We start from the raw sequence: 17,471 nt of genomic DNA on the forward strand, positions 1-17,471 counted from the left end.
AGCCCGCGACGTTGACGGCACCTCAGGCCATAACGGCATATGAATTAGAAAATGCTAATTTTGAGAATTCAACATGCGGCCCGTGGTGTCATACAGGGACAACTCGTCGGGGTGGAGCTGGTGCTGAACCACGAAGCTACGGTCCTTGATCTTCCACAAGCCCTGTCCGACCGAGAGCGAGGGCAGCAGCTGACGCTCGGTGCCGGTCAGCCCGAGCATGTCAGCGGTGACACCGAGTTGATCGCTCTCTTGTCGGTAGACGATCCTGCATTCGGCGTTGGCCAACAGCGAGTTCGCCAGCGACCGCATGGCGCTGCCCTCGTCGCCTACGTTGTCCAAGTCGGTGAGCTTGTGAAATACGAGCAAATTACTGATCCCGTAGTGCCGGGCGAGACGCCAGTGGCTGTCCATCCGGCGTAACAGGGAAGGGTAGGCCATCAGCCGCCAAGCTTCGTCGTAGATGATCCAACGCTGCCCGCCGGCCGGATCGAGCAAGGCTGCTTCCATCCAGGCGCTGGAACAGGTCATCAACACGCTGATGAGCGTATTGCTCTCGGTGACCTGGGACAGGTCCAGGGAGACCATCGGCAACGATGGGTCGAAGACCTCGGTCGAGGGGCCATCAAACAATCCGGCCAGGTCACCGGACACGAGACGGCGTAGGCCATGTCCGATGAGCCGGCCGTCTTCGGCCAGCCGCCCGTCCGGGTCGTGCGATGGGGTCAGGATGTGGTCGACGACCATCGGCAGGGTTGGCGTCGTATTGTCGCGGACGGCCTGAGCCAAGGCGGCATCGATAGCGGTGTGCTCCAGCGGCGATAACGGCCGGTCGACGACAGTCTCGGCCAGGGAGCCGATCAACGCACGGCGCCGCGAGGTGAGCGTGACCGCCCATTCGGTATCGGACAAGCTACTGGGCCGGTAACCCTCGTCCAGCGGGTTTAACCGGGCCGGTAGGCCGTGGCCGAGACGGATCGCTCGCCCGCCGACTGCCTCGGCTACCGCGGAGTGTTCGCCCTTGGGATCTCCAGCGATGTAGACCCGGCGCCCGAACGGCAACGACCGCACATACAGCGCTTTGGCCAGGCTCGACTTCCCGCTGCCGACGATCCCCGCCAAGATGGCGTTCGGAGCGGTGATCACGCCCTGGCGATACAGCTCCCACGGGTCGAAAACAAACGAGCCGCCGCTGTACAAATCGGCGCCGATGAACACGCCGTTGCTGCCCAGACCCGCCTCGGCCAGAAACGGATACGCCGCCGCGAGGGTGGCGGACGTGTCCTGATGGCGGGGTATCCGGAACCGCCCCGGCGTCCGTAACGCTGCCGATCCCGGTTCACCGGCCGCGGGCAGATACCCGGTGGCGCGACGCTCAGCGCGTTCGGCCTCGGCCCTGGCCTTCGCTACGGCCCGCTCGGCGCGGTGCTTGTCCGCCTGTAGCCGCGCCGCCGCCTGGCGCCGCTGCTTGCGCACCCGACGCCGTTCGGCGGCCGGAGACACCAGGACCGAGGTAAGCAGCCGCTCGGACTCGTCCTCGGCGGGGTTCACAAGGACCGTCCCCGCGGCTGGGTGACGATGCTGTCGCCGGCGGGGGAGAACCAGGACCGATCGGTCGCCCGCTGCTGTGGCCCCCGCGCCGCCCTGGCCGTTTGGGCTTCCTTGGCTAGGGGCGTCTCTCGGCTGGGCGATGTCGAAGCGGCTATCGCGGCGGCTTGCCGGTAGAGACCGACATGCCCTGACGCGCCGCTGTAGATGAGCGTGTAGACACCGTGCGACCCCCTGCGATCCAGCGGACCGAACGGTGGCTCATCGTAAACGTGCCCGTTGGCTAACGCCGCATTGGTCGTCTCCTCGCCGTAGTCCCACTGAGCCAGGTGCTCGATAGCGGCCTGGGTGCCGTCGCGATGGAGCAGTTCCATCACTTCATCGGCGTCCTCACCATCGAGGAGTTCGATCAGCACCCATCGGCTCACCGGCACCTCGACTTCAAGCGGTTGGGGATGCCAGGCGATACGCCCGGACTCTCTCAACGCGGCATCGAGATGCAACTCGACCTGATCGAGCAGCGTCCCCGCCTCGTGCAACTCATCAGCAGCCGACAACGCGGCCAGCAGCCCGGGCGCCCGATGACCGTCGTCGTCACGCGCCCGCCCACGGTGAATCAAATGTGCGTCGGCGACCTGGTCGAGCACCTGCCGCAACGACCGACTAGCCGCCAGCAGATCACCAACCACCGCATAGGTCTGGTCCGGGACCTCGAATGATCGAGAAGCGTGAGCCAGAGCGCGCACCGCGCTCGCGGCCTCCGTCGCATCGGCGACAGGATCATGAAACGTAGGCATCGGTGGCCTCCCAAACGGTCGGATTCGACCGGCAGGTGCGCCGGGGTGGCCACGAGTGTCAGAACACGCCCGTAAAGTGAGAAGGACGCTATGGTCCAGAAAGGGTCAAAGAGTGAGCGCAAGCCAGTACCGAAGACAGCTCGAACGCAAACGAAATCAACGCCTGGCTGCTGAGAAGAAAGCGGGCGAGTTCCGGTCCAAGGAGTCGGCAAGACGGACCGAGGCTGCTCGGGCTCGGCATGCGGCCGCGAAGATCAAGAGCGACACAACGCGACGAAGCAAGCAGCGTCAGGCGGATAGCAAAGAACGGGAGGCGGAGACAGCAGGCAAGGAAGCTGCGCGCTGGCAGAAAAAGGCATCCATTTACGCCAAGGAGGAAGCTGCCCTGGCGTCGAAGCTCGCCCGTGCTGAGAGCGCCGAGACTGACGCGGCTGACCGCCGACGTAAACAGGCGCAACAGCGAATCGAGCGCCAAGCCGTTGCGGAACACACCACCTTGGAATCCAGAGTCGCTGACACCGAGCTGGCAGTTGAGCACTTTGCACGACAACTGCGACAACCCAAACAGGAGAAGCTGCGTGTCCTGATTCTTGGAGCCTCCGCCGAAGGTGACCTACGTCTTGGACGGGAACAGAAACGCATACGTGCCGCCGTCGAGTCAGCGTTACACCGCGACCAGATTGAACTCGATGTCCGGCCGGCAGCCACCACCGCCGATCTGCTTGACGGGCTAGCGAAGTTCCGCCCGCACATCGTGCATTTCTCAGGACACAGCAACGAGGCTCTCATCGTGTTCGAGGACGAGCAGGACGGTCACCACGAAGGCGTGATTGTCGCCGCGCATACCTTCGCCAAGGCAATCGACGCAACCGATGATCCGCCAGTGCTCGTGCTGCTGAACTCGTGCAATTCAGCCGCTCAAATCGATGACCTTGTCGCCCAGGTGGTGCCGTTCGCGATCGGAATGGCCGGGACCATCGACGATAGCGATGCCATCAGCTACGCCGCCCAGTTCTACGCCACGATCGCTAACGGACAATCGATCCGGGCCGCGCACCTGTCCGCCCAGGTTGCTCTCGAAGCCGCGGGGCTCGAAGGTGCCGAACTGCCCACCTTGGCCTGGGCGCAAGGGGTCGAACCGAGAGAAGCCGTCTTGGTGAAAGGTCCCGAGCCCGGATGAGGCCTCACACGCGCCGGGCCAAGGGGAGCGCGGCGGCGGTGAAGGCTCGGGCTTGCTGACCGACCAGGCGCCGGGTCTCGCAGGAGGCTTGGATGGCGGCTTGCTCAACAGCGGCCACGGCAGCATCCAGTTCATCGGGGTTGGTGGCAGTGATCGAGATGAGGCCGGTGTAGCGCAGCAGCCCGTGGCCGGCGGTCAGGTCGGCTTCTTGGGCGAGCACGTCAGCGTATTCGGCGGTTTGGGCGGCGTCTTCGATCTGACCGATCCGCGCCCGCTGTGCTGCATCGCTGAGGTGCTCGGTCTTCTTCTTACGAACATGGCGTGCAGCTTGATCGGCCCGCATCGGTGTGCACAGCAGGGCGAAGGAACGCTGGATGTCTGTCGACAGCAGTACAGGGGCGAGGAACTCAGGATGAACGTGTGCGCGTGGCCATTCGCTGACCCAGAGCACTGCGTGATAGGTCGAGTCGGTGCGGATGCGTGACCACGACTCATTGACGGCGACGGGTCCGGCGGTGGCCAACGACCGACCGAGCTGACCGTGACGTTCCAACGCGGGTGCAATGGCCGGGTCGTAGGCGCTGCGCAAGATGACGGCGATGGCTCCGCTGTCCAGCCACGCCGTAGGTGACAAGTCCGCCGACCTCAGCGCGGCGGTTAACGTATTCATCTCTTGACGCAGGATTGCCGCCGCGCCGCGGATACCACCGCCGGCGGTCCGGATCTGGCGGGCTGCGGCCCGCAGGTCGAGGCTGAGGCTGACGGTGGTGGCATGTCGTTGCGCGGCAGGCCCAGCTCGCTCGATCAACTCGGCGTAGATGGAGGACGGCCAGGAGCCGTCGTCGTTGCCATGGGTGGCCCACCAGTCGGCCAGTCCAGTGCCCGAAGCAGGCAGGGTGCGTTCGAGGACTTGGAGCATGGCGATCCTGCCGGAGCGGCAGATGGTGGCCAACACTCGCCCCCAAGAGATAACCCGGCGCTGCTGTTCGGCGGGATCGAGCAGGATGAACGCTGGATGCGTCACTTCGCACACCACGGTCAGGGTGTGCTCGGTCGGGTCGTGGATCATCACCGCGCCGGTGACCGGGTCCACGTATTCACGTAGCCGGGCTGCGTCGCCGGGCAGCGCCAGACTGCCGGATGGGCGCGGAGTGAGAATCCGGCGGCGGTAAATGAGCTGGTGCCCGGTAGCGCGCCATGCCCACCAGCCCGCGACGGGCACCCACTCGATGGCCGGACGCCCGGCGACCGGAATCCAGGCGGCCAACGCGGCCGGCAGCCAGATCGGCGTGGACAGCAAGATCAGGTTCCCGCCACCGGCGTAGAGCATCGAGGTCAGGGTGGTGCCGGCGATGCCGAGGGCAATCAGCTGTGCCAGAGACAGTCCGAGCAGGATGCCGCGGCGCGTCAGCCGGGAGAACTTCACCGGCACCAGCTCAGTGCCCGGCGTCTTGTCCTTCGGCGTGGTCGTCGTCATCGTCGAGTCACTCCTTGTCGGGCGGGCTCGTGTCGGTCGGTGTCTTCGGCACCCGCGGTCCTGACGACGGCCCGCTGTTAGTGCTGGCATTCGTGGGCCCGTCCGCAGCTGTCTCAGCCTGATCGCCCACGGCATCACCGGCCCGAGGGCCAGCGGTCACAGTGTCCTTGATGGATTCGGCTCCGGCGACGGCCGCGCCCGCGGGTCCAGCAGTGGCCGCGACCTCAGTGGTCTCCGGATTCGCTCCGGGGGTGCCCTCCGGCGCGGCGGCGGGCTTGGGCGACGGTCGCTGCCCTCCTCCGTCGGCGGTGTCGGTCTTGCCACCACCGTCATCGTCGTTATTGCTGCCGAGGACGCTCTTAGTGCTTCCACCCTCGCGGCGGGTGCCCGGTATCGGGATCGGCCGGTTGAGCGCGTTCTTTGCCTCCTGCTCGGTCCCGGTCGCGTGATAGTGATCCACGCCGAGGAACGAGATCGTCTTGTAGACGATGTAGGGAGCGAAGCCGGCGATGAAAAGCAGGGCGATCCCCGCCAGCGGGTCGGCGATCGAGGCGATGTCGCCGTCGATCGGAGCCGCGACCTGGGTGATCGCCACCAGGAAGATCACTACCAGGACGAGCTTGCTGACGATGAGCGCGATGACGAAGGCGAGCCATTTGCCGATCCATCCACGGGTCAAGTCCCAGGTCGCTCCGGCGAGCGCGACAGGGGCGAGCACGATCGCTACCAACAGCAGCGCTTTGCGGATCAGCAGCGACAACCAGACGATCGCGACCGCGCAGATCATCAACCCGGCCAGGAAAATGGTGAGGATGGCGCCCACTCCTGGGATCGCCACGGTGGTCGCGCCTAACCCGACCGCGAGTCCGGCGATCTTGTCGCCCATTGTTTCGCTGGTTTCTCCTGCGGCTTGCACGATCCCGAGTGACAGCCGGTCGACGATTTCCAGAGCGAGTGCTGCCAGCGTAATCACGAGAAAGCTGCCGAGAACCGCCTTGGCGGCGCCGAGCGCCGCTCGTGACAACGCCGAAGGGTCACGTCGGATCAGGCCGAGGATGAGTTGGCAGCATAAGAAGGTCAGCACCAGGAAGATGCCGATCCCGAACAGCAGTCGGTAGACCGCCAGGAACTCGGGGCTGGTGATGTCGACGAATGTCGTGGTGTCGAAGATCGCCCACATCGACTTGATCAGGTATCCGGCGGTCTCGCCCATCGCCGAGGCCAGCCAGTCGAACGGTGCCGCCACCAGGCTCGCGGCCGCTTCACCGGCGCTGTCGCAGACACCGGAGATCACCGGGACATCGCACACGCCCATCAGGGATCACACCTGTTGTCCGACGGACCAGAAAAAGTTGATAAGCGTGACCGAGGCGCCGCAGATCACCGCGGCGGCACAGGAGACTAGCACTCCGATTTTTCCTCGACCCGCGAGGTGGGGATTGGATGAGTTGGACCCGAAGCCCCACACCACAGCACTGATCACTAACGCCAACACCGACAGGATCAGCCCGATCGTCATCACCGCGCCGACGATTGTGCGTAGCTGCGCGATGCCCGGCAGCCCATCGGAGTTCGGCGCGATATCGACCTGCAACGGCACCACGGCCATACCGGTGACCACGGAAACAAGTAACTCGAACACGGCACGCTCCTGACAGGCGAGAAACAAGTGGGGGATAACCGCCAGGTGCACCCGCCATCCCTGGGGACCACCTCGCTCTCGTGTGCTCGACGCGGCCGGGCATGAGAAAACGCCCACCCCTTCAGTTAGGGATGGGTATCCACAGAGATAATGAGCTGGGTCTTAGAGTTGCCGGCCGATACTGATCAACCAGTTCACCCATGGAATCGCGCCGCCTGCCAGCACGGCCGCGCCGAGCGCCACCAGCACGCCGCCCCGCGCCTTCATTGCGGCCGTATAGTTACCGGCTGCCGACGCGATCGCCCACGCCACGGCCGAGACGATCAACATCAGCACCGCGGCCACCAGCACGATCGTCAGCAGGGCACCGACCACCTTTTCGATGTCCTCGACACCCGCCAATCCGTCGAAATCTGGGAACACGTCCATCGCGTATCACAACCTCCGCGACGACCTGGCGTCCGGCCGCCGGCCGAAACTAGTGCGATCGTTGGGCTCGAAACGGCCAGGTGCCCGCTGCCGGCCGGGTATCTTGTCAGCCCACCGGCGACGGGCGGAAGGCTGCGCCAGATCGCAGTTCAGCTGCTTGTGTGGCGGCAGCGGATCATCTCGGTGCTGCTGCCATTGCGCCGCCAACTCACGAGCGAGACTGTCGTAGATCTCATCAGGCTGATAGTCGGGCGTGTCCAGCCGATCCCCCCCAACGCCGGTACTCCTCGGTCTCCATACCAGCTAGGTACGCGCAAGATCGCTGAACCTCCGGTCTGTGCCCCAGGGGGTGATCGCCTCATTAAGAGCCCTCAAACAACAGTGTCGAAGCTCGGTAGGGAGAGACACCGCAATCGCCCGGAATCAGCGCCAGGCCGGCGGCAATGTTCGGCTGATTCAGTGGGTCGGGCGTTTACCGATGCCAGGTAGGAAGCGACCGGTCGCGTGGGCATAGTTGCGGTAGGCGTCTTCTTGGACGGCTAGGAGATAGGGCTCCTCGACGACGCGAACCTGGAGTTGGACGGCCACGAACAGGACGGCGAGAGCGGCCAGCGCGATCGGGTTCGGGGCTAGGAGGAACAGCCCGGTTGCGGTGGTCAGGAGGGCGGTGAAGAACGGGTTGCGTACGAGCGCGAACAGCCCGGTTTGCACCAGTTCGGTGCGCTCCTCGGCGTCGACGCCGACTCGCCAGGTTGTGCCCATCGCATGTTGGGCGGCCAGGGTCGCGGCGGTGCCGATCAGCACGAGCACGACACCGATGGTATTTAGGAGCGCGGTGTTGAGCATCGTGATTGCGGGAACAAAATCGGCAAGCTGCAACGCGGGCGCGGCGAGCCCAGCCAGCAGTGCTGTGGCGAATAGGACCCCGCCCCACCAGCGCGCCGATCCCACTGTCCCTGACAGGCCTCGGTAGCCGGTGGAACCCGTGCGCTGATTCATGAGCCATGAACGCAGCCCGAACGCGACCAGTAAATACGCCAGATACAAGACCAAAGCGGTTGCGGCAGGGATCATCAGTGCTTTCTCCTTCGGCGGGCGAGAGCCTGGATAGGTATCTCGTCGCACTATCAATGCGTCAGCGACCAGTGTATAGTCATTGTATGCTGACTATTGCTTCGCGTGTGGATGTGATGAACCGGCTAGGCCGTGCGATGGCTGATGCGACGCGCTCGCGCATTCTGTTGTCGCTGTTGACTCAGCCGGGGTATCCGGCGCAGCTCGCCCGCGACCTCGGACTAACGCGCACGAATGTGTCGAACCATCTGGCGTGTCTGCGCGGGTGCGGGATCGTGGTCGCCGAGCCCGAGGGTAGACAGACGCGGTACGAGATCGCCGACCCCCATCTGGCTGCAGCATTGACGGCGCTGGTGGATGTGACGCTCGCGGTCGATGAGCACCAGCCGTGCATCGACCCGGAGTGCTCGATTCCGGGTTGCTGTGGCCCCGGCACGGTGTCGTCTGTTGAGACTGAGGCGGAGGGTGCGCGGTGAGTCGGGAGTGCTGCGGGCCCGAAGAACCTGTGACCCCGGAGCCGGCCGACGCTTGCTGTGGCCCGGCCGAGTCCAGTCATCGCGAGGAGCACGAGGAGCTGCCGCCGTGGTGGCGCGACCGTGCCCTCACTCTGCCGGTAGCCTCGGGTCTGCTGTGGGTGACTGGGCTGGTCTTGGAGCGGATGGGCCTGGAAGTAGTCGGGCTGGTCGTCTTCGCACTCGGCCTGGCGGCCGGTGCGTGGACGTTCGTGCCCAGCACGATCAAGCGCCTGTTCACCGCCAGTGGCCGCGGCAAGCTCGGCGTCGGCCTGCTGATGACGATCGCCGCGATCGGCGCGGTGCTGCTCGGGCATGTTGGGGAGGCCGCGGCGTTGGCATTCCTGTTCTCCATCGCCGAGACCCTGGAAGACCGGGCGATGGATCGCGCCCAGCAGGGCCTGCGCGCCCTGCTCTCCCTGATCCCCGAGACCGCCCGCGTCTCCCGTCTGACCGGTGAGCAGACGATCCCGGCTGCCGAGGTGCGTGAGTTCGACGTCCTCATCGTCGGGGCCGGGGAACGGGTCGCTACCGACGGTGTGGTCACCGATGGCCGATCCTGGGTGGATACCTCGGCGATCACCGGCGAATCGATCCCGGTCGAGATAGGCCCCGGCGACGCGGTGCTGGCCGGGTCGGTCAACGGGTCAGGCACGCTGCACATCGAAGCCACCGCCGATGGGCGAGACAACTCGCTGACCAAGATCGTACATCTGGTTGAGCAGGCCCACGCGAACAAGGGCGAACGGGCCCGCATGGCTGACCGCATCGCCCGCCCTCTGGTTCCGCTAGTGCTCATCGCCGCCGCCCTGATCGCGGCGTTCGGGTTCCTCATCGGCGATCCGGGCACCTGGATCGAACGCGCCCTCGTCGTCCTCGTGGCGGCGTCTCCGTGCGCTCTGGCGATCGCGGTACCGGTCACGGTGATCTCGGCGATCGGTTCCGCCTCGAAGTTCGGGGTGGTCATCAAGTCCGGGGCCGCGTTCGAGCAGCTCGGCACGATCCGCCGAGTCGCGTTCGACAAGACCGGCACTCTCACCCGTAACCAACCCCAGGTCGTCACCACCCACACCGCCAGTGGACACACCGAAGCGGACGTTCTCGGCCTCGCCGCCGCGCTAGAGGCCGCGAGCAGCCACCCGTTGGCCGAGGCCATTACCACCGCAGCACCACATCGAGTGGAGGCGGTTGAGGTGCAAGAGCATCCCGGCCACGGACTCACCGGCACCGTGGACGGACGTCGGGTGCGGGTGGGCAGCCCGCGCTGGATCGACCCCCAAACCCTCACCCAGGAAGCGACTGAGCTGGCCGGACAGGGCATGAGCATCATCGTGGTCGAGACCGACGACCGAGTGGCTGGGGTGATCGGCATCCGCGACGAGCTGCGCCCCGAAGCCACAGAAGCGATCACCGTCCTCGCCGTGCAGGGGGTGTCGACAGTGATGCTCACCGGCGACAACACCCGCACCGCCGAGGCGATCGCGGCCCAGGCCGGCATCGACGAGGTCCATGCCGAGCAGCTCCCGGCGGACAAGGCCGAGCATATCCGGCAGTCGGCCGAACAGACGCCGACAGCGATGATCGGTGACGGCATCAATGACGCCCCCGCCCTGGCCTCAGCCACGGTCGGGATCGCGATGGGTGTGACCGGCTCCGCAGCGGCGGTGGAGTCCGCCGATGTCGCGTTCACCGGCCATGATCTGCGGCTGATCCCCGACGCACTGGCTCACGCCCGCCGTGGCCGGGCGATCATGACCGGCAACATCGCCCTCGCTCTGGCGATCATCGTGGTCCTGTTTCCTTTGGCGTTGTTCGGGGTGCTCGGGCTGGCCGCGGTGGTACTGGTCCACGAGATCGCCGAGGTCATCGTGATCCTCAACGGCGTTCGTGCGGCGCGCCCGAAGCGCCGGGTATACTCATCCGCCTCACTGACCGTTCATCCCAACTCCGACTGGTTCCTCCTGCCTAAACAGAAATCCTTGTGATTCCCAGGAAAATCGACTACGGCTAGTCTGATAGTTGCTAATCGTCGGCGGTAGTTACATGAACATGATCGAAGTGGTTTTGGGTGGGATCGCCCCTGTCTTCCATCGGCCGCCACCCTTCGGCGGCGCGAGGTACCGACCAGATCTTCTGCGCGTGGATCACGTACTCGATGCCCAACTCCTCGTGGTTCTCCTGCAGCCAGTAGGCGATGTCCCAGCCAGTTCTGCCAGAGATCATGATGTCTAGGGAGTGGCCGGTGGCATGTTCGCCGCGGGGTGCGAAGCCATAGTAGGTGGTCACTTCATCGGGCCAGGCGGCGCAGACAGCACGGTAGACCTTGATGGTGGCTGGCTGCAGTTCTTGCTCGACCCGCGAGCCGTGTCGGCATTCGGCGTCGGAAATGTCTTGGTCGCCTGGGCCCGGTGCGCTGGCATCGCAGTCGGCCGGTGTTGGGACCGGCGTACCGGGTTCGGCACCGGGCAAGTCGGCCGCGCCGTGCTTGTTGAGCCATGGCACGGGATCGATCGCTGCGGCGTCGGTCCCGCCGGGTCGGACCTCGAACTGCAGATGGGGACCCGTGGATTGGCCCGAGCTGCCGACATCTCCGATGTGCTGTCCGGCCCGCACCTTGTCACCGACGGAGACACGGACGCCGGTCTCCCACATGTGGGCATATGCAGTCGCCACGGTGGCGCCATTGATTTGGTGCTCGATGACGATCAGCTGACCAAACGCAGCGGCTGGTCCAGCCTTGGTGACGGTGCCGTCCGCAGCTGCGAGAATAGGTGTGCCCTCTGGTGCGGCGAAGTCGGCGCCGGTGTGCATCGAGGTTCGGCCGGTGACCGGATGCGTTCTCGGGCCGAACTCGTCGGTGATGACCCAAGTGTCGGCTGGTAGTGGGAACACGACCCGCGACTCCCTGGAAGCCGTCGTGCTGACGCTGGCCGCAGCAGGTTTGACCTTCGCAAGTGTGTCGGCGCTGCCGACGAGTGTTTCCAGGATCGTATCGGCCACCGGTTCAAAGGTCTGGTAGCGGTCGGGGTAGGCGGAGGCTTCGACGGTTTGGGCGGCCTCGCCGGGGTCCAGTTGCTCCCAGTCACTGATGTCGAGCAATCCTCGCGGGGAGCCGTTGTTCGGTCCGTTTGGACCTCCGAAGAACGCTTTGGTCTGATACTCCGGGTTCATGAGTTGGCTCGGGTCGCCCCAACCCGCTGATGGGCGCATCTGAAACAGGCCGAGCGAGTCGCGGTTCGTCCCCGTGCCGTCGTTCGGTAGATCGGTTGATCCGGGGTGCGCGGGGTTGGCGAGGTTCTTCAGCGTCGATTCGGTGAGTGCGGCCATCAGCGCGACCCGTTGCCCCGCTCGTCCCACGCCATCGATTTCTGCTCCGGTGTCGATGATGGTGGCCGCATGCTCTAACTGTGTCTTGGTGAGCGTGATCTGTTCACCGTCAGCGGTCGTGGCCTCCAGTTCGTCGGGTACCTCGCTGACGGCAGCGCCATCGTTGCTGACAGTAGTGCAGGCGGCGTTCGCGGCAGGGTTCATCAATACTCCGACACCGAGGAGTCCGAGCAAGGGGCACAGCAGCATCACTGCCAAGGCGCCGATGACGAGTTTCTTCAACACAGAGTCCGGCCTCCTGGTTCAACGCAGTGGGTTGTCGAGTTCGGACAGCCGCAGGAGCCGGCACGAGTCATAAGTGGGTTGGCAGACGAGAAACACGGTGAACTCCACCGGGTGCTCAGAGGCCACGTTCTCGTCGTGCCAGACGCCGGAGCGGTGACGGGTGCCCTCGATCGTGTAGGCGGTGGTTCCCTCGGCGAGCTGTCCGGGCTGAGCCTGTTCGATGGCGGTGTCCCACGCCTTCGGCACGTACGACCGTTCGATGGTCAGGTGCTGGCGGGTGGCGTACTTGCGTAGCTCGACCCAGGCATCACTGCTGGGCAGGTAGGAAGCGACGTCGGAGGCGAGGCCAGGTTGCTCGGCCCCGGATGGATCGCCCACGTCGAGGATCACCGTAGTGTAGTCCAACGGCAGATGCCCACTGGCGGTGTCCCAGTTGAACAGCCCGGTGGCCACGGCACGGGCAAACGCCTCAGGATCGTCGCTCGGACGGATCGGGGAAATCGCGCCACTCCTCGCCGGCCCACCCGGGGCGCTGGCCGCCGGCCCTGGCCGAAGCCGGTCACCGTCGCCAGCGCCCGAGTGAGTATCGGGGCCGACGGTCAGGCCATAGACGCCTATCCCGATCAGCACCAACGCGGCCAGACCAGCGACGATGCCAGCGATCAGACGATGTCGCGTATGTGAGTCGTGGGAGGTCATGCCATCAGGTGCGCGCCCGCGGCCACCGGGATGGCTATTACAGGAGGCGTAGGGGCCCCGGTGCTGGCTCGCCTTCGGTAGTCTCAGAGTCCTCGCCGTTGCCGGCGGTCTGGTCCGAGGTGGTCAATGCAGCGCGAAGCTGACCGGCGAACCGATAGGTGCCCTCAGCAGTGTCGAGGAACGAAGCGATCTGCTCAGCGGTCAACTTGGTGGCGAGTTCGGCTGGATCGTAGTGGGTCCACCAGGCCACCAGGCCACTCCAGGTCTGCACGAACGCCCGCACCGGCCACCGATCCGCGCCACCAGCACCGGCTCGCGTCATTCGGGTCGGTTTCTTCCGCGTTGTGACTGCTTCGAACGTCGTGACGCGGGCGACCGCATCATCGGCGAGCTGCTCCAGCTCCTCGGCCCGATGATCCTCGGCGGCGGCGCGCAGACGCTGGTAGGCGGGATCGACCGGTGCCCCGGCATCGATACGCTCCAACTCGGCACGGGTCTCGGCGCGGAGCGGCTCACCAATGCCAGGATCGTCAGCGAGCTGCCGAAGATATCCGACTTTGTCCAGCGTCTTGTACGACGCGCTGCCGGGGATCATTGCGGCGGCCTGCTCACGGGCGTCGCCGAGTGAGGTTGACGGTCCCGGAAATTTTCCGGGACCGTCAATTCCGGGCTGGTGCTGGCTGCTGAACTGTGTGGCGGCCTTTCGCCGGCGGGCGTCTTCGGCCATCAACGTCTTGAGTTCGCGGTAGAGCGCGAAGGCTTCGCTCGCGGTGAGATCCTTGTGCAACACGTTGTCGTCCTGCTCGGCCAACAGGTGTCCCAGCCGGTCCGAGATCCCTGAGCGCACCCACACAGACACGGTGCGCCAGCCAAGGCGTCTGATGGCCGCCAGTCGTCGGCGGCCACACACCAGCACCCCGTCAGGAGTGATGGTCGGCGGTTGCAGCAGGCCATAATGGTCGATGGATGCGGTGAGGGCGTCGAGATCGCCCAGATCAGTGCGATGCCGTCGACCGATTTCGATCGACTCGACGGCTCGGTCGAGTTCGATGTGCCTGGTGGGTGCGGCCACGGTCAGCGGCCTCCTCGTTCCGGCGCGGCAGCCTCCACCGCGAGTCGCAGGTCGTGATCGTCCAGGAGCATCTGCTGGCTTTGGCTGATCAGCAGCCGCAACAGCACTCCACGCCCGGTGTCGGTCGCGGCGTAGGCCGGATGCGGGTGGCCCAGCAGGATCCTCAACAAGGCTGACCAGGACTTCGTAGGTAGGTCGAGCAGTGCCCTCGCATGCTGATCGCGCCGCAAACTCTCATACGCAGTCTGGCGCGAGCCAGCCCGCGCCAACACCCCGCATACATGCTCGATCGCCGTGCGGGCCGTAGCAGCAGGCCAGCCCCACTCCGTGAACAGGGCTATGGTTTCCTCGACCGCCGCGGTCGCCGACATGCCTTTTCGTCCGGCCGCGGCTGCGTCACCGCCGGCGTCCTCGTCGAGGTCGGGCTCGTCTGTGACGTGGAACACCGGATGCCATTCGGACAGCGGAATCTCGCGGTCGCTGAACCGCTCTGCGTCATGGAAGACCGAGAAATGCCGCCGCCTCGCCTGCTGAGTCGAACACAGCATGCCTTGGCCGCGTTCCTCGAAAATGCAGGTGACCCGCACGGCATGGGTGACCATCGCCCACGGATCCGCGGCCTTACGGGTGGAGCGATACTGCATCGCCTCGAACGCGGCGGTTGCTGCCTCCCACGGGTCCAGCTGGTGTTTCCTGGCCAGGGCGGCATACTTGTCGGCCGCGTATGCCATTAAGTCCGCGGCGGTCTGGTCGTCCTGCCAGGCTCCGGGACCGGCCGCGTGGAGCCGGCACAGCAGCGCCCGTAAGCCCTCACTGCTCGTGTAATCTTCACCGCCGGCAGAGACGTTGGGTTGCTCATCAATAGTCATGGCCGGGCACCTCCTAACAGCAAGGAGCGCACACGGCCCCTGAGCTAGCGGCCCTGCTGGTGTCGGTGCCTACGTCCACGACCCATCCCGGCTCTCAGCTCATGCCGACACTCGACCGGCCCGCGCCACGACGACCCGAACCGCGACCGAACGCGGCCAGCGGCGGCAGTTGGCGTGCCCGTTCACCGGCCCGCTGGAGCCGATCGGCTACCGGAGTACGGACGGTCCGAGCCAGCTCGGCTTGAAAACTGATCCCACGCCCGGCCACTACGCCACCGCCACGAACCATCAGATCGGTTGGACGCACCCACTCCACACCCCGGGCACGCTGACGCTCACGCCCCGGTTCCTCGCGCTCACTCTCGGCTTCCGTATCAGGGTCGAGGTCACGATTCTCAAAATCCTGGCTGCGTCGGCGTTCCAGATCGGCTGTCCGGACGGCGTACGGGGTTCCGACAGCGCCGGCCGCTGTGTGGGCTGCCTCCAACGGCGTGCGTTCAGGCGCCGGGTCTGGCTGCCTCCAACGATGGTCTTCCCGTTCGTAGTCGTCGGGATTCATCGGTTCATCTCCTTCACCACAGTTCGTTCAGACTCCATAGGGTCCGTCGTCGGACCTTCGTTCTCACGGTGCTCACGAGCGAACCACCGTCCGACCGTCGCCGCATGCACATCGAATTCCCGAGCGATGCGCTTATTCGACCAGCCCTTCTCGCGTAGCTCACGCGCCCGCTCACGCCGATCGCGCTTCGAACCGGCCGGTCCGGATGTTGCCGCGGGCCTCGGGGCCTTCCCGGTTGGCGGCGGCGCGGCCGTGCTCGACTGGACCAACTCGGTCGGCTCGACCCAGTGTCCTTTATCTGATAGGTAATCGACTCCGGCAGGCGGGCGGGTCAGGATCACCGTCAGGTGGGTGCTGGCCAACAGCACGACTGGAGGTATTGCCGCCACCGCGGCCGCTAGCAGTCCGGGCACGCTGGCCTCGGCGGCAACGATCGCGTGAAGAGAGTTCGCGGTGACGGAGATCGCGGCTGCGCCGATTAACAGCGCCCACGGATACCATGTCGCCGATTGCCCATCGAGCGCGACTACCGCGACGGTGGACACCACGATGATGCCGTCCACGATCAGTGGCCATACCCAGGCCTGCCCAGAGCCGATCCCCGAGCGCAGAGCCAAATCCGTCAACGACATGAACGACAGCCAGAAGGCCCCGCATCCGATCGCTACCGTTCCGGCCACCGCGATGACCACGACCCAACGACGCCCAGACATCACGACAGCCCTAACTCCCGGGTCGCCGATCTGTCGGGGCGCCGCTCTAGCCGGTTACCCGCGGCCCGCGGCACCGGTCCCGTCGTGTGCGTTGACGCCGACCATGATGGCGGTCGCGGATGAGCGCAGCGGTAGGCGGACCGGACCGTGGCGGTGATCTCCCGTTCGCCCAGCCCGGCATGACCCGCGGCTGCGACGAGAACATCGAGAGCGTCCGCGGCGGGAACACGGTTCTCGGCCAGACGGCAAGCCGCCCAGAACAACCCCTGATTGCGTTCACCCTCGGGCCGGCTCGCCACCCAAGCGGCCAACCGAGGCACATCAGCCTCCAAACGCAAGCCGTGAACCGGACGCTGGCGAGGTGTGGGACGGGGATCGAGGAAGTCCCGCAGACCGTCAGAATTCACCGGACTAGCCGCCATGACGTACACCTGCCGCACGCGGTACGGCGTCGTACTGCCCTCCTTGGTGACCGCCGAAGGTGGGATCAGGACATAACCGCCGTCACCGCGAAAATCCACCCCACATTTGGCGGCCTGCCATGAGCGCTGCACTACACCCTGAGTGGCCGGATAATAGATGTGCAGTCCACCCGAAGGGGTGTCTACCAGAAATGACCAGCTTGGGAACAACCCAGCTTGCTGAGCGCGGTCGAAGGCTTCATAACCGTTGACGTGGCCGTGGATGTCCACGTCGACAACCACTACACCTGACGCCTCGCCAGTGGGGACGGCGAGGTTCGCCGTTGGATATCGATGCCACCAAGCCTTCACCTGTTGAAGGTCCGTGGTGGCATCGTGAAAGCCTTTCGGTGTCAACGGTCGCTTCTCGCCCGGAACACAGGGGAAAACCGGCACACCGGCTCGGGATAACAATTGCGCAGCAGCTGGCAATGGCACACGGCCGACTAACCGGGAGAGGATCGCCGCCATAGCCCCATGCCGGCTGGTCGCAGTCTGTATCCCCATGATCGGCCTCCTCTCACCGAACCGCCTCAGCCTGGAGGTGGCCTCGTGGCCATGAGGTGTGTCAGGAGAACCAGCGGATCGAAACGGACAGCGCAGATATAGAAACGGCGACCGTCAGAATCGATAGTGTGCGCCTGACTACTTCGTTCCTGCCTAGCGTCTTTTGCGGTTGTCTACGAGGTAGTGACCTTGCGATTGTCGGCAACGCTCGAAAACTGGACGATTGCATCGCCCGAAAAGTGAACGGTGTGTGGGCAGCCTAGTCGTTGTCTCGGTCGGCGGTCTCGCGGATGCTGGGCAGCGTCTCGATGCCGCGGTTGCGT

17 protein-coding genes are annotated in these 17,471 nt (G+C 65.4%); 3 read left to right on the forward strand and 14 right to left on the reverse strand.

Annotated features, from left to right (window positions below):
• Nucleotides 1–54: 54 nt before the first annotated feature.
• Entirely contained in the window at nt 55–1,548 is a 1,494-nt protein-coding gene (locus FNM00_RS12410) for a TraC family protein (RefSeq protein ID WP_143913856.1), read from the reverse strand.
• Nucleotides 1,545–2,291 carry a hypothetical protein gene (locus FNM00_RS12415; RefSeq protein ID WP_221933711.1) on the reverse strand — a complete coding sequence of 249 codons (747 nt, stop codon included), beginning with the start codon at nt 2,289–2,291 and terminating at the stop codon, nt 1,545–1,547. Before FNM00_RS12415 ends, FNM00_RS12410 begins: the two co-directional genes overlap by 4 nt.
• A gap of 163 nt (nt 2,292–2,454) precedes the next feature.
• On the opposite strand from FNM00_RS12415, the gene FNM00_RS12420 reads away from it, so the two are divergent.
• Nucleotides 2,455–3,522, forward strand: coding sequence for a CHAT domain-containing protein (locus FNM00_RS12420; RefSeq protein ID WP_143913858.1), 1,068 nt, complete (start codon nt 2,455–2,457; stop codon nt 3,520–3,522).
• A gap of 4 nt (nt 3,523–3,526) precedes the next feature.
• Here the strand turns inward: FNM00_RS12420 and FNM00_RS12425 are convergent, their stop codons facing one another.
• The 5 genes from FNM00_RS12425 to FNM00_RS12445 all read right to left on the reverse strand — a co-directional run bounded on the left by FNM00_RS12425 (nt 3,527) and on the right by FNM00_RS12445 (nt 8,144).
• Nucleotides 3,527–4,999, reverse strand: coding sequence for an SCO6880 family protein (locus FNM00_RS12425; RefSeq protein ID WP_143913859.1), 1,473 nt, complete (start codon nt 4,997–4,999; stop codon nt 3,527–3,529).
• 7 nt (nt 5,000–5,006) lie between these two features.
• Nucleotides 5,007–6,314 (reverse strand): conjugal transfer protein TrbL, encoded by a 1,308-nt coding sequence (locus tag FNM00_RS12430; RefSeq protein WP_143913860.1) that lies wholly within the window; start codon nt 6,312–6,314, stop codon nt 5,007–5,009.
• A gap of 6 nt (nt 6,315–6,320) precedes the next feature.
• Nucleotides 6,321–6,641, reverse strand: a complete 321-nt coding sequence (locus FNM00_RS12435) for a DUF6112 family protein (protein WP_425456809.1) — start codon at nt 6,639–6,641, stop codon at nt 6,321–6,323.
• 162 nt (nt 6,642–6,803) lie between these two features.
• Complete coding sequence (locus FNM00_RS12440; RefSeq protein ID WP_143913861.1) at nt 6,804–7,070, reverse strand: DUF6112 family protein; 267 nt, start codon at nt 7,068–7,070, stop codon at nt 6,804–6,806.
• Nucleotides 7,071–7,526: 456 nt separating this feature from the next.
• Nucleotides 7,527–8,144 carry a methyltransferase family protein gene (locus tag FNM00_RS12445; RefSeq protein WP_143913862.1) on the reverse strand — a complete coding sequence of 206 codons (618 nt, stop codon included), beginning with the start codon at nt 8,142–8,144 and terminating at the stop codon, nt 7,527–7,529.
• An 86-nt stretch (nt 8,145–8,230) separates the two neighbouring features.
• Here FNM00_RS12445 and cmtR point away from each other — a divergent pair, with 86 nt between their 5' ends.
• Nucleotides 8,231–8,620, forward strand: coding sequence for a Cd(II)/Pb(II)-sensing metalloregulatory transcriptional regulator CmtR (gene cmtR / locus FNM00_RS12450; protein ID WP_143913863.1), 390 nt, complete (start codon nt 8,231–8,233; stop codon nt 8,618–8,620).
• A 29-nt stretch (nt 8,621–8,649) separates the two neighbouring features.
• Nucleotides 8,650–10,641 carry a heavy metal translocating P-type ATPase gene (locus FNM00_RS12455; protein ID WP_246065168.1) on the forward strand — a complete coding sequence of 664 codons (1,992 nt, stop codon included), beginning with the start codon at nt 8,650–8,652 and terminating at the stop codon, nt 10,639–10,641.
• Between the two features lie 37 nt (nt 10,642–10,678).
• Here the strand turns inward: FNM00_RS12455 and FNM00_RS12460 are convergent, their stop codons facing one another.
• From FNM00_RS12460 to FNM00_RS12490, 7 genes are all read right to left on the reverse strand, one after another.
• Nucleotides 10,679–12,268 (reverse strand): M23 family metallopeptidase, encoded by a 1,590-nt coding sequence (locus FNM00_RS12460; RefSeq protein ID WP_143913865.1) that lies wholly within the window; start codon nt 12,266–12,268, stop codon nt 10,679–10,681.
• A gap of 18 nt (nt 12,269–12,286) precedes the next feature.
• The gene (locus FNM00_RS12465) at nt 12,287–12,967 is read right to left on the reverse strand and encodes a hypothetical protein (RefSeq protein WP_143913866.1); all 681 of its coding nucleotides are present in this window, start codon (nt 12,965–12,967) and stop codon (nt 12,287–12,289) included.
• Nucleotides 12,968–13,004: 37 nt separating this feature from the next.
• Nucleotides 13,005–14,039: a ParB N-terminal domain-containing protein gene (locus tag FNM00_RS12470; protein ID WP_143913867.1), complete on the reverse strand. Its 1,035-nt coding sequence runs from the start codon at nt 14,037–14,039 to the stop codon at nt 13,005–13,007.
• A 2-nt stretch (nt 14,040–14,041) separates the two neighbouring features.
• The gene (locus FNM00_RS12475) at nt 14,042–14,908 is read right to left on the reverse strand and encodes a hypothetical protein (RefSeq protein ID WP_143913868.1); all 867 of its coding nucleotides are present in this window, start codon (nt 14,906–14,908) and stop codon (nt 14,042–14,044) included.
• A 94-nt stretch (nt 14,909–15,002) separates the two neighbouring features.
• Nucleotides 15,003–15,467: a hypothetical protein gene (locus FNM00_RS12480; RefSeq protein ID WP_143913869.1), complete on the reverse strand. Its 465-nt coding sequence runs from the start codon at nt 15,465–15,467 to the stop codon at nt 15,003–15,005.
• A complete protein-coding gene (locus FNM00_RS12485) occupies nt 15,464–16,159 on the reverse strand; it encodes a DUF2637 domain-containing protein (RefSeq protein ID WP_246065169.1) in 696 nt (231 codons plus the stop codon). The genes FNM00_RS12480 and FNM00_RS12485 overlap by 4 nt, the downstream gene beginning before the upstream one ends.
• A gap of 20 nt (nt 16,160–16,179) precedes the next feature.
• Nucleotides 16,180–17,148 carry a bifunctional DNA primase/polymerase gene (locus FNM00_RS12490; protein ID WP_143913871.1) on the reverse strand — a complete coding sequence of 323 codons (969 nt, stop codon included), beginning with the start codon at nt 17,146–17,148 and terminating at the stop codon, nt 16,180–16,182.
• Nucleotides 17,149–17,471: the final 323 nt, after the last annotated feature.

The sequence above is a fragment of the Aeromicrobium piscarium genome, from assembly GCF_007421815.1.
GTDB lineage: Bacteria > Actinomycetota > Actinomycetes > Propionibacteriales > Nocardioidaceae > Aeromicrobium > Aeromicrobium piscarium.

Bases quoted from the DNA above. Each gene is read 5' to 3' on its own strand.
- FNM00_RS12425 (WP_143913859.1), bottom strand. From the start codon at position 4,999: ATGACGACGACCACGCCGAAGGACAAGACGCCGGGCACTGAGCTGGTG.
- FNM00_RS12430 (WP_143913860.1), bottom strand. From the start codon at position 6,314: ATGGGCGTGTGCGATGTCCCGGTGATCTCCGGTGTCTGCGACAGCGCC.
- FNM00_RS12440 (WP_143913861.1), bottom strand. From the start codon at position 7,070: ATGGACGTGTTCCCAGATTTCGACGGATTGGCGGGTGTCGAGGACATC.
- FNM00_RS12445 (WP_143913862.1), bottom strand. From the start codon at position 8,144: ATGATCCCTGCCGCAACCGCTTTGGTCTTGTATCTGGCGTATTTACTG.
- cmtR (WP_143913863.1), top strand. From the start codon at position 8,231: ATGCTGACTATTGCTTCGCGTGTGGATGTGATGAACCGGCTAGGCCGT.
- FNM00_RS12465 (WP_143913866.1), bottom strand. From the start codon at position 12,967: ATGACCTCCCACGACTCACATACGCGACATCGTCTGATCGCTGGCATC.
- FNM00_RS12475 (WP_143913868.1), bottom strand. From the start codon at position 14,908: ATGACTATTGATGAGCAACCCAACGTCTCTGCCGGCGGTGAAGATTAC.
- FNM00_RS12480 (WP_143913869.1), bottom strand. From the start codon at position 15,467: ATGAATCCCGACGACTACGAACGGGAAGACCATCGTTGGAGGCAGCCA.
- FNM00_RS12490 (WP_143913871.1), bottom strand. From the start codon at position 17,148: ATGGGGATACAGACTGCGACCAGCCGGCATGGGGCTATGGCGGCGATC.